Here is a 12,306-nt window from a genome sequence, read left to right as displayed (position 1 = left end):
AGGCCAGACGCCAACGCACGACGCCGCTGTTAAACATGATTTACAATGCGTTTCGAGACAGCACTTGCTCGTTTAGTCGCCAATGTCTACATGTCTGTCAACAACGAACTGGAGATTGCAATGCTTGCGCTTTTTCAAACCATTGATTTGGCTTTGAATCTCTATACTTGGGTGCTGATCGCCAGCGCCATCTTCTCCTGGCTGTATGCGTTCAACGTAATCAACTCCAGCAATCAGTTCGTCAATTCGGTCGGCATGTTCCTCTACAACGTCACCGAACCGCTGCTACGGCCGATCCGTCGCGTGCTGCCGAACCTTGGCGGTATCGACATTTCGCCAATCATCCTGCTGCTGATCATCTTCTTCGTGCGCTCGCTGATGTGGAATTCGATCTTCCCGCTGGTGGCATGAACCGGCCCTGGGCTGCTTTCACCGACCACATATCTCTGGCAGTTCGCTTGACGCCCAACGGCGGGCGCGATGCCATTGACGGCATTGAAGTAGACGCCGAGGACAAGTCTCACCTCAAAGCCAGGGTGGCTGTGGCTCCCGAGAAGGGTAAGGCGAACAAAGCCTTGATCGCGCTCATAGCGAGGTCGCTTGCGGTCGCGAAATCATCCGTCAGTATCGCCTCCGGCGACACATCGCGTAAAAAAATCCTCCGGATCGATGGCGACCCGGAGGATTTGATCAGGAAATTGAGTGCTCGTCTCGAAAGCTGATTACGCTTTTTCCTTCTTGGCGCGTTCGATCGCCTCGAGGATCAGTGCGCCAGCTTCCTTGGAATCGCCCCAACCAAAAATCTTCACCCACTTGCCGGGCTCAAGATCCTTGTAATGCTCGAAGAAGTGCTCGATCTGCTTCAGCGTGATATCCGGAAGGTCGGTGTAGTCCTTCACCTTCTCGTAGCGCAGCGTGAGCTTCGGCGAAGGTACGGCGATGATCTTCTCGTCCTTGCCGGAATTGTCTTCCATCTTCAGAACGCCGATTGGGCGCACGTTGATAACACAGCCCGGAACGAGCGGACGGGTGCTGGCGATGAGGACGTCGATCGGGTCGCCGTCTTCGGAGAGCGTATGCGGCACGAAGCCGTAGTTGCCCGGATAAGTCATCGGCGTATAGAGGAAGCGATCGACAACCAGCGTACCGGCTTCCTTGTCCATTTCGTACTTAATCGGGTGGCCGCCGACGGGCACCTCAACGATGACGTTGACATCTTCCGGCGGGTTCTTGCCAATGGAAACGGCGTCGATGCGCATAGAGCTTCCCTCTAAAGGTTAAGTCGATGGTTGCCAGATACTGGGAATCATCCCGCAACGCAACACGCCAATGTGGATTGGGCCCGTCTAAGAGGTCGTCAAGGCGACACGCGACTTCTCTGTTGTTCCCTTACAAGGGGCCGACCGGATCCGAACGACATCCCCTGTCGGCCTGACTGGCGCAGGCAATCGCCGAGCCAGCTCAACCCTGCCCACAAGCGTTGGCCAAGCATGATGCGACGCTGGAGCTGATGGGCAAGTATGCCGCTCAATAGACCGGACACGACCGATACTGCGACCGGTAGCGGCGCGTTAAAGGTCGCGGGATCGGCGCTATCAAACAGGGCCTCCGGCAGAATCCGGTGTAGCAGGTAAATGTGATAGCTCCCGGCAGCGATCGCAACCAGCACGGCGGCAAGCGTCGCGGGCAGCTTGACCCGAGGCACGTAGAGAAGGACGGCAAGTACCGGCAACTGCATACCATAGAGGACCCAGGACCCTGACCAGTTTCCGCCAGTATAGGCCATAAGCGGCATGACCGCGCATCCGGCGGCGATTACCGCAAGTCGTCGGCTCCTCGAATTTGCAAAAGCCGCGCACCATCCGAAAACCGCAAGGTGCAACACCCAGGCAAGGGTGAATATCTGCCGCTGCCCAACTGGCGAGAGCGCCGGGACCGCGAAATGCGCGAGGACGGCAAACGCCAAAAACAGCATGCCGAAACGGAAAGGATCCCTTGCCGCAGAACGGCGAATGCTCGGCACAGCAAACAAGGCTCCCCAAAGCACCAGAAGCTGCGCGAAAGCCTCCACGAACCAGTAGAGATAAGGCAGCATTTCATGTCGATCAGGCTCAGCGAAGCCAAGGTTGCCGACCAGGAAGACCGAGGCCCACGGTATTGCACCCCAGGCAATACTGAAACCCAGGACGACAAGGTAGTAGGGCCAGAGAACTAGGCTAAGCGGCAGCAGAAAACGCCTCAGGTCCCCGGCGAAAAGCGCACTGGACTGGAAGCGCGCCAGCCCGTATCCGCACAGCACCAACATTGTGCCCGCACCGCCAGGAATGGGCCACGGCGTGGCGTGATGGAGCACCACCAGCAGGATTGCAATGGATTTCAGGAGAATGTCACTGGCGATCGTTCGTTGGGGGCTCGACGAATGCGATAGACCCGCCAGCACACCGACAGTTATCTTTTCCCAACCATCCGGCACCCTGCCAAGCAGCCGCTCGAGACCGACTGTAAGCTCGAGATAACGCAACGAATCCCCGCCAAGCTCTGCAAAGCTGTCGTTGGGCGAGACGCGTCGGGGAAAAAACACTTCGCGAAACAGGCTCAAGACCGTGGCTTGCTCGCACGCCGTCGGGGATTCCATGCGTAGGCGGAGGTGTGCGTAGTCAATCTTACCGTTGGCAAGCCGCGGCAGCTCCTCAAAGCCGATCGCGCGCACCTGTGGCAAGCCGATGCCTGCAATCACCGCCAGCGCCTCACGAACATCCTCCTCGCGTTGCGACCCTGCAAAGGCCGCAAGCAGCTGCTGGTCGTTGCCCACGACCGCGGCTGTGATGCCTTTCGCAGCCAGCGCTGCTTCAAGCGCATCGTGGCCGAGACGGACACCGCCGATCTTGGACATCCGCCGCAAACGGCCCGTGATCCGAAACAGTCCGTCCGCATCGCGCGCGGCCAGATCACCGGTCCGAAGCTCCTCAATATCAGCACCGCGCGCCAGATCTTGACGGGTGTCGGCGTAGCCGAGCATGACGTTGGGCCCACGATATACCAGCTCGCCGGCAACGTCGGTGTCCGTGATTATTGCACCCTTCTCGTCGACCAGCCACAGCTCACCGCCCGGCACCGCGGTCCCGATCCGATCTGCACTCCCAGGCAGATGCTCAGGAGGGACGTAAGCAATTCGTGCGGTCGCTTCTGTCTGTCCATACATCACGTAGAAGCGCTGCCCCTCGTATTGCAGCCACCCGTGGTAGCGCCGCACCGCCTCCAACTCCATACGTCCGCCGGCAACCGTCATGAAGCGAAGATCGGGATAGTGCTGCTCGCGAAACCCGCGTTGCTCGAGGAGCTCGTAGGAATGCGGAACACCTGCGAAGTTGGTGCATCGGGCGGCACTGAAATCATCGAGGAATGTCGGTTCAAGGACAGATGTACCTGGCACCCAGATCGCGGCACCGACGGCAAGGTGGGAATTGAGAACAGACAAACCGTATGAATAGTGAAGCGGCAGGACCAGCGCACCAACATCGCTTTCCAGCAGTTCAAGATAGTCGGCAATCTGCTCTGCGTTGGCGGCCACCGCTGTCTTCGACAACCTCACGGCCTTTCCACTGCCCGTACTACCCGATGTCACAAGCATGAGGGCAAGATCAGGATGCACCGCCACATCACCGGAATTGAGGTTTGTTTCGGTGAGCCGCCAGCGCCGACCCTCACGGCGGTAGACGATCTCGGGCGCAAACCGCTCAAGGAAGGATGACCAGGCGACGCGGTCCTCAGACGGCAGCAATGCAACCGCGTGCCCGCCGGCAAGGGCTGCGAGATAGGCAATAATTGAATGCTCCGAATGCGCAGCTTCGATGGCCATCAGCTTTTTGGTTGGGCCCAGAGCGCGGCCGAGTGTTGCGACGCGATCGGCAAGCTCGCTGTAAGTAATGGCGGGTCGGGAGGGCAGCAGCAACGCGGGCCGGTCACCCCCGCGGTCGAGACGCGTCCAAAAGCCATCCAACATGCTTGTCCCCCTCACGCGCCAAGAGCGTGAGCCGCGACTTATATAAGTTGAATGTTATTTGCAAGTTTTCGTGACGACGGCAACTGTCAATTTCGCTGGAAAAAACGATAGGGAAAGGAAGATCCTCAACCCCAGATGAAGCCGATCTTTTTTAGCTGCTTCTGGTCGAAGGTTTCCATGCCTTCGCAATAGTCGATACCACCATGGCTGCGGTAGAAGTGAGCCCCGTTCTCGTTCTCCTCAAGGCACCACACAACCAGCCCTTTGCAGCCCAATGACTTCAGAAGGCGTCTCGCTTCGCCGAAGAGCATATGTCCGAGGCCAATGCCCTGATATTCTGGGCGAAGGTAGAGTTCGTAGATCTCACCTTCCTGAGGCAGGGCGCGGGCGCGATTGAGGCCAAGCGTTGCGTAACCAGCGACCGTTCCGGCAACATCGAGAACGAGAAGCGTTGCCGGCCCTCGGGTGGCCTTGCGCCACCAATTCTCACCGCGACGCTCGATCATCTGTCGCAACGCACGGTGCGGGATGATTCCCGCATAGGTGTGCTGCCACGCAAGCCGATGCACCTCCGAAATAGCTCGGGAATCGTGCGGCTCGGCCCGCCGAACATCGATCGACAACGTCTTCATAACGCGTACTCTGGTCCGATTGCCGGCAATTAACCATATGCGTCCGGCGCATTCAGGTCGCTTGCCCACAGACTTAACATGTGGACGACAACTGAAATTTAACGCTTCTTTAACTATTGCGACAAGCCGGATTCGACGCGGCACACAATAAAAAACCCCGGCACGGTGGCCGGGGTTTTGGTGTTCAGAATGCCTGGATGACTCAGGCCGTCTTCGCCTTGGCGAAGCGCTTGCGATCGTTCGCATCCAGATACATCTTGCGCAGACGGATCGACTTCGGCGTCACTTCCATCAGCTCGTCGTCCTGGATCCAGGAGAGAGCGCGGTCGAGCGTCATGCGGATCGGCGGCGTCAGCTTGACGGCTTCGTCCTTGCCGGCGGCGCGGATGTTGGTCAGCTGCTTGCCCTTGAGGACGTTGACCTCGAGGTCGTTGTCACGGCTGTGGATGCCGATGATCATGCCCATGTAGACCTTTTCGCCGGGCTCGATCATCATCGGGCCGCGATCTTCAAGGTTGAACATGGCGTAGGCAACGGCTTCGCCCGGAGCGTTAGCAAGGAGAACGCCGTTCGTACGGCCACCGATTTCGCCCTTGAAGGGCTGGTAGTCCTTGAACAGGCGGTTCATCACGGCGGTACCGCGCGTGTCGGTCAGCAGTTCGGACTGGTAGCCGATCAGGCCGCGGGTCGGCGCGTTGAACACCAGGCGAACGCGGTTGCCGCCCGAAGGACGCAGCTCGGTCATTTCAGCCTTGCGCTCGGACATCTTCTGCACGACGACGCCGGAGTGCTCTTCGTCGACGTCGATGACGACTTCTTCGATCGGTTCCATCGTGTTGCCGCTGTCATCCTTGTGCATGACGACGCGCGGACGCGACACGGCGAGCTCGAAGCCTTCGCGGCGCATGGTTTCGATCAGAACAGCGAGCTGCAATTCGCCGCGGCCGGATACGTAGAACGAATCCTTGCCTTCGGCTTCTTCGATCTTCAGCGCGACGTTGCCTTCGGCTTCCTTGAACAAGCGGTCGCGGATGACGCGCGAGGTAACCTTGTCACCCTCGGTGCCAGCCAGCGGGCTGTCGTTGACGATGAAGGACATGGTGACGGTCGGCGGATCGATCGGCTGCGCGGTCAGCGCTTCGGTGATCGCCGGATCACAGAAGGTGTCGGCAACCGTGCCCTTGGAGAGGCCGGCGATCGCGACGATGTCGCCTGCATGCGCTTCGTCGATCGAGGTGCGCTCGATACCGCGGAAGGCGAGGATCTTCGAGATACGACCGCTTTCGATCAGCTTGCCATCCTGGCCGAGAACCTTGACGGCCTGGTTCGGCTTGATCGAGCCGGAATTGATACGGCCGGTGATGATGCGGCCGAGGAAGGGGTTGGCTTCGAGGATCGTGCCGATCATCGTGAACGGGCCATCGGCAACCGTCGGCTCCGGAACGTGGTTCAGCACGAGGTCGAGCAGCGGTGCGAGACCCTGGTCCTTCGGGCCCTCAGGATTGACGTTCATCCAGCCATCGCGACCCGAACCGTAGAGGATCGGGAAGTCGAGCTGCTCGTCCGTGGCGTCGAGGCTGGCGAAGAGGTCGAACACTTCGTTGATGACTTCCTCGTGGCGGCCATCGGGACGGTCGATCTTGTTGATCGCGACGATCGGACGGAGGCCGACCTTCAGCGCCTTGGAGACGACGAACTTGGTCTGCGGCATCGGGCCTTCCGACGAGTCGACCAGAACGATCGCGCCATCCACCATCGAGAGAATACGCTCGACTTCACCGCCGAAGTCGGCGTGGCCGGGGGTGTCGACGATGTTGATGCGAACACCCTTCCACTCGACCGAGGTCGCCTTGGCAAGAATCGTGATGCCGCGCTCCTTTTCCAGGTCGTTGGAGTCCATGACGCGTTCTGCAACGCGCTGGTTCTCGCGGAACGAGCCGGACTGTTTCAGGAGTTCGTCAACCAGTGTCGTCTTGCCATGGTCAACGTGCGCGATAATCGCGATGTTGCGAAGTGCCATATGTCTATATCTCTGAAGCTGGGGCGCCGCGCTGGGAGAAGGCGCCAATTTCATTTGGGCGGCTCATACAGTGTTTTTCGCGTTTGCGAAAGGGGGGAGGCCGGATTGCCTGCCATGCATGGACGTCAACTCGATATCTGCGGATCGAGCGTCGTCCGCCACAGCTCGGTATCGTTCCGATCCATCAGCCTCACGGTCAGTTGCTCGGTCTGCCCATCGATGTCGACAAGCCCGAAGAACTGCATGCCGGCCGAGGGCGGCAGGTTCTGCTCCGCACCGCCAGGTGCGGCTTTCATGAACTTCACCTGCGGCCCGAAAGTCATGTCGAGTTCCTGCTGACCATAGGTTCCGGAATGTAACGGACCCGCCACGAACTCCCAGAACGGCAGGAACTCATGGAACTTCGCCTTACCTGGATCGTAGTAGTGCGCAGCCGTATAGTGCACGTCGGCTGTCAGCCAGATCATGTTCGCTATGCCGGCATCGCGGATGAAGCGCAGCAGATCGGCAAACTCAAGCTCGCGACCGCGCGGGGCGCCATTGTCACCATTGGAAATCGACTCGCTGCCCGTCCGGTGACCGTAATCGTCCCAGATCACCAACCCGATCGGCAGATCGCAGGCGATGACCTTCCAGGTCGCTGTCGAGCGCACCAGCTCGCGCTTCAGCCACGCCACCTGCCGCTCGCCCAGAAGCCGACACTCCGGGTTTGGCTCGACATCCAGCCCATGACTGTTCGGGCCACGATAGGAGCGCAGGTCGATGAAGAAGACGTCGAGCAGTGGACCGTAGGACACCTTGCGATAAATCCGGCCCGGCTCATCGGCCACGTAACGAATTGGCGTCATCTCATGAAAGGCACGGCTTGCGCGGGATGCAAGCGTGGCGATCGATTTTTCCTTGTAGCGATCATCGTCGCGAAGGTCGGTCGAGGGCGACCAGTTGTTCAGCACCTCATGATCATCCCATTGATAGAACACCGGACAGACCGCGTTGAACGCCTTCACATGGTCGTCGAGCAGATTATAGGCCCACTGGCCACGAAACTGGTCGAGCGTCTGCGCAATGTCGCGCTTTGCTTCGGTGACGATGCGGTTCTTCCAGACACTACCGTCTCGTAGCCTGACCTCATCGGCAATGGGATTGTCGGCATAGATGGTGTCGCCGGAGTGGATCATGAAATCCGGCCGGTGGTAGGCGATCGTCGAATAGGTCCGCATCCCCTCGTCATCAATGCCCCAGCCCTGGCCGGCCGTATCCCCCGACCACGCAAAACGGATGTTGCGTTTACCCGCCGGCGCCGTGCGAAACTGTCCATGGATCGGCTCCGACAGATCGTTGACGTCCTGCAGGTCGGCCGCACGGAAGCGATAGAATATCTCCTGATCATCAGGGAGATTCTGGAGCAGCAACTTTCCCGCCAGATTGGTATCCGGCGTCACGTCAATGGGCGCGACGCGCACCGCATTGGCGAACCGGTCGCTCGTCGAATACTCGACATAGAGCCGTGCCGGCCGGCTCACCTGCGCCCAGACCACGCCCGAATTCGCATCGACATCGCCGGATTGCACGCCCGCAGTAAAGACTGGGCGACTGGACGAGCCGCGTGCGTAATAGGGCATCGCCAGCCCGGCCAGTGCAAATCCGCCAACGGCGCCCATGGATGAAAGGAAGCGTCGACGGGTCGTTTCAGTCAATGTCATGCCAAGGTCTATCCGGCTAACGGGAGGGCCGAACCTATGGCGGCTGTCATGTCATTCGCTTGAAGGTGGCATGACCGTTTTTCGAAACTTCAGCGACAGTTTTGTTACGAGAGCGCCGCTGGCGAGGCGCTATTCCGCCACCAATCCGCTGCGGCGAAGCAGCGTCAGCAGCAGAAGCGGCAAAAGCGTCGTGATGAGGATGGCGATGAAGGCCATCGCCATGCCGAGGCCAATCGACCCCTGCTCGAACTGCCGCCAGATGAAGGTGGCGATCGTCTGCATGCCGACAGGTGCGACGACGACCGAAGCCACCAGTTCGCGCGACGCAAGCGCAAAGACCAACAGCATTGCGGAAGCGAGGCTCGGAAAGACGAGCGGCAGGAGGATGCGGCGGAACGCAGTCACTCCGCTTGCACCAAAGACCCGAGCCGCGGCTTCCAGGCTGTCCCCGATCTGCTGGAATGCCGCCGTCGTGTAACGCACGGGCTGCGGCAGCAGGATGCAGCAATAGGCGAGAAGCAGGATAAATGCCGTGTTGTAGGGGGTCGCCGGCAGCCAGGGCATGTTCCAGGCAAGGATCAGGCCGACGGCAACAACGATGCCTGGCAGCGCATTCGGCAGGATCGTCATCGTGTCGATCGCCACGCGCCCGCGGATCTTCGTCTTGACCACAGTATAGGCGGCCAATACGCCGATGAGGCCGGTAATCAACGCCGTGCCGATGCCCAGCGAGAAGCTGTTGAGAAGCGCGCCCAGTGCACCGGCGCTGTTGTTGAAGACGGACAGGAAGTTCTCGACGCTGATGTTGTCGAGCGCCAGACCACCCGAGATCGTGCGCGACAGTGCGGTGAACAGGATCGAGAGCAGCGGCACGCCCGTCGCAAGGAAGGCGACGACGGCGAAGGCGATCATCACGGGAACCTTCATCGCCCCAAGCGGCCGCTTGTCCTTGGCAGCGGGTTTGCCGCCCACGGTCTGATAGGACCGCCGGGCAAGGATCCATCGCTGCAGCAGGAAAGTCAGCAGCGACATGACGACAAGCAGGATCGACAGGATCGCGGCCCCCGGCAGATCGATCGGCCAATCCGAGATCCGCAGGTCGATACCGGTGACCAGCACCTGGAAGCCGGCGCGACGACCAAGCGCTGCCGGCGTACCGTATTCCTCGATCGCTGCGGCAAAGACCAGCATCAGGCTGGCAACGAGCCCGGGCGCCGACAGTGGTAGCGTGATCCGAAAGAACGCCCGCGCCGGCGATGCGCCGAAGACGCGACCGACGTCCGCATAACGCGCACCAACAGCCTCGACCGTGCGCGATACTGCGAAATAGACGACGGGAAAAGTGTTGAAGGCCATGACCATGGTCATGCCGAACAGCGAAAAAAGAGAGGGTGCGAGGTTGAATCCCGCGATCTGCTGAAGATAGCCGCGCGGTTGCAACGTCATGATCCAGCCAAGTGTGGCGATGTAAGGCGGGATCATGAACGGAACGAGCAGCAACACATCCCAGAGCGGCGCGAGCGGGATGCGATAGAGCGCCCGAAACACGCCGAGCGGCACCGCCACCAGCGCCGAGGCCAGCACCACGCAACTGCCGAGCAGAATGGTGTTCCCGGCCATGCCAACAAGCGCGCTATCGAAAAGTGTCGCAACAAGCGAGGAGAAAGGGCCCGCGAACGAGCCCTGTCCGAGGTTGGGAAAGATGCCCTGAAGCACAACGGCGATGAATGGAACGCCGACGATAACGATCAACCCCGCGATCGCCAGCCAGGCGGCCGGCGCAGCGCCGCTACCATCGTTCGTCCTCATCGCCCTGTCCTTACTTGCCGCCGAACGTGTCGGTGACCTGCTTCAGCGTTTCCTTCCGCTTGCCGTAGACAGCAGCAGTGTCGTACTTCAGCAGCTTCAGATCGCTGATCAGCGGACGGCTTGCCGGAATGTCGCTACGAGCCGGCATCAGCATCTGGTCGGCAACAAGCTTCTGGCCTTCGTCAGAGAGCATGTAGTCGATGAACTTCTTCGCCTCATCCTGGTTCTTCGACCAGTTGAGGATCATGGCCGGACGCGGCGCGATAACAGTGCCGGATTCTGGGAAGATCACATCGATGTTCTCGCCCTTTTCCTTGGCATTGAGGGTGATGTAATCAACGGCGCCGAAGACGGCAGCCTTCGCACCCTGCAGAACCGGGTTCAGAGCCTCGGCATTGGCACCCGCGATGATGGCGCCGTTGTCCTTCAGATCCTTGAAGAGCTTGAAGTCATCCTGGCCGGCAAGCGCCGCCGTCAGCTCGAAGGACGAGCCGGACTGCGCCGGATCCGGAATGTTGACGAGGTCTTTGTATTCAGGCTTCGTCAGGTCGGCCCACTCGGCCGGCTTCGGCGTGCCGCTCTTGGTGTTCCAGGCGATGCCGAGCGCCGAGATCCCCTGGGCAACGGCCGTGTCGGTTTTCAGGAAGTCAGGAACCTTGGCGGCGTTCGGGCTGGTGTAGGACACGAGCCAGCCGCGCTTGGCGAAGTCGGTCGCCGTATCCCAGGAAGCCGAAATAAGAACGTCGACGACCGGGTTCGAGGCTTCGGCCTCGATACGGGCCATGACCTTGCCGGTCGTTGCTTGGAAGACGTTAACTTTGACGCCCGTCTGCTTGGTAAAGCCGGCCGACATTTTGTCGATCAGCCCCTGCGGACCAGCGGTGTAGACCGTGATGTCGGCGTGGGCGACGCCCGCCATCAGCGTTGCGGCGAGAACGCCGAAAGTGATGCTCTTCAACGACTTAAACATGCTCCAAATTCTCCTCTTTGGACGACTGAACCTCTTTGCCGAACCACCGGATCTGGCCGGGATCGATCGACAGACCGATGCCCTCGCCGGGTCGCAGCTTGGCGCGGCTCAAAACCTGCAATTCGATTGTCTCGGCGCCGACCAGAGAGACGGTCGCCAGATGGCCATCGCCGCGGAACTGCGAGCGCAGCACCGTTGCGGCAAGCGTGCCCGGCAGGATCTCTCCCGCGGTGATCGATCCGGTGGGAATGAGGACGCGAACGGCGCAATCGACGCCATCGGCACCGCGCAGCAGGGCGAGGCCGCTGCCTTTGAAGAACCAGTGTTCATCACGATACTCGAGCTCAGCAACGCCGCCGAGGCGCAGGAAGTCGGCGACCTCAGGCGTTGCCGGCTTCTCGATCAGCTCATCGGGCGATGCCAACTGCTCGATCAACCCACCACGCATGACGGCGACGTCGTCGGCCAGCGTCAGCGCCTCGCTATGATCGTGGGTGACATAAATTGCCGTCAGGCCGAGCGTCGCGATCAGCTCGGCAAGTTCGCCGACCATGTTCTCGCGCAACTCGCGATCGAGATTGGACAGCGGTTCGTCGAAGAGAATGAGCTGCGGCTCGGCAACGATCGCCCTCGCAATCGCGACACGCTGCTGCTGACCACCGGAGAGATCGCTCGGTCGGCGATCGGCATAAGCGCCGAGACCGACGCGTTCCAACGCCCGCATTGTCCGGGATCCCCGCTCGGATTTGCCGATACCGCGCATTTCGAGGGGAAAGGAGACGTTGCCGCCAACGGTCATGTGCGGCCAGAGCGCATAGTCCTGAAACACCATGCCGAGATTGCGCTTTTCCGGCGGTGAGAAGGCGCCGCTTGCGGCATCGGCAACTGTGCGTCCGGCAATCGCGATCGAACCTCTCGTCGGCGCGAGCAATCCCGCGACGAGTCTCAGCAGAGTAGTCTTTCCGCAGCCGGACGGCCCAAGCAGCGCCAGCGTCTTTCCCTTGGAAAGCGAGAGATCAATACCCTTCAGAACGGGCGTCGACCCATAGTGCAATTCCACGCTGGCCGTCGAAACGGCCGCATTGGTCTCTGAAGGTTGAGGGGTCATGAAAAAACCGGCATCGGTTGAAAATCGATGCCGGTTGCTTATTAATCTTCAATGACAGTCA

General features: G+C 60.3%; 10 protein-coding genes. 2 read left to right on the top strand and 8 right to left on the bottom strand.

Annotation, left to right across the window (positions count from 1 at the left end; all coding sequences use genetic code 11):
* Positions 1-120 precede the first annotated feature (120 nt).
* Both FHT76_RS14340 and FHT76_RS14335 read left to right on the top strand, forming a co-directional pair.
* Positions 121-411, top strand: a complete 291-nt coding sequence (locus FHT76_RS14340) for a YggT family protein (protein WP_016556606.1) — start codon at positions 121-123, stop codon at positions 409-411.
* Positions 408-722, top strand: coding sequence for a DUF167 domain-containing protein (locus tag FHT76_RS14335; protein WP_183755168.1), 315 nt, complete (start codon positions 408-410; stop codon positions 720-722). Before FHT76_RS14340 ends, FHT76_RS14335 begins: the two co-directional genes overlap by 4 nt.
* On the opposite strand, the gene ppa is transcribed toward FHT76_RS14335, so the two are convergent.
* The 8 genes from ppa to FHT76_RS14295 form a co-directional block, all read right to left on the bottom strand.
* Positions 723-1,259: an inorganic diphosphatase gene (ppa, locus tag FHT76_RS14330; protein WP_016556608.1), complete on the bottom strand. Its 537-nt coding sequence runs from the start codon at positions 1,257-1,259 to the stop codon at positions 723-725. It lies immediately after the preceding gene.
* Between the two features lie 98 nt (positions 1,260-1,357).
* Entirely contained in the window at positions 1,358-4,003 is a 2,646-nt protein-coding gene (locus FHT76_RS14325) for an AMP-binding protein (protein WP_183863719.1), read from the bottom strand.
* A 125-nt stretch (positions 4,004-4,128) separates the two neighbouring features.
* A complete protein-coding gene (locus tag FHT76_RS14320) occupies positions 4,129-4,635 on the bottom strand; it encodes a GNAT family N-acetyltransferase (protein ID WP_114714034.1) in 507 nt (168 codons plus the stop codon).
* Between the two features lie 202 nt (positions 4,636-4,837).
* On the bottom strand, positions 4,838-6,655 hold the full coding sequence (gene typA, locus FHT76_RS14315; RefSeq protein WP_183863720.1) for a translational GTPase TypA: 1,818 nt from the start codon (positions 6,653-6,655) through the stop codon (positions 4,838-4,840).
* 125 nt (positions 6,656-6,780) lie between these two features.
* Positions 6,781-8,358, bottom strand: coding sequence for an alkaline phosphatase (locus FHT76_RS14310; protein WP_183863721.1), 1,578 nt, complete (start codon positions 8,356-8,358; stop codon positions 6,781-6,783).
* Between the two features lie 129 nt (positions 8,359-8,487).
* The gene (locus FHT76_RS14305; protein WP_183863722.1) at positions 8,488-10,167 is read right to left on the bottom strand and encodes an iron ABC transporter permease; all 1,680 of its coding nucleotides are present in this window, start codon (positions 10,165-10,167) and stop codon (positions 8,488-8,490) included.
* A 10-nt stretch (positions 10,168-10,177) separates the two neighbouring features.
* Positions 10,178-11,137 (bottom strand): ABC transporter substrate-binding protein, encoded by a 960-nt coding sequence (locus tag FHT76_RS14300; RefSeq protein ID WP_259126882.1) that lies wholly within the window; start codon positions 11,135-11,137, stop codon positions 10,178-10,180.
* Positions 11,130-12,245: an ABC transporter ATP-binding protein gene (locus FHT76_RS14295; protein WP_183863724.1), complete on the bottom strand. Its 1,116-nt coding sequence runs from the start codon at positions 12,243-12,245 to the stop codon at positions 11,130-11,132. Before FHT76_RS14295 ends, FHT76_RS14300 begins: the two co-directional genes overlap by 8 nt.
* Between the last annotated feature and the right edge of the window lie 61 nt (positions 12,246-12,306).

The organism is Rhizobium sp. BK176 (assembly GCF_024808055.1).
The sequence above is the reverse complement of the archived record's forward strand: the minus strand, read 5'-3'. Positions and strand labels throughout refer to the sequence as shown.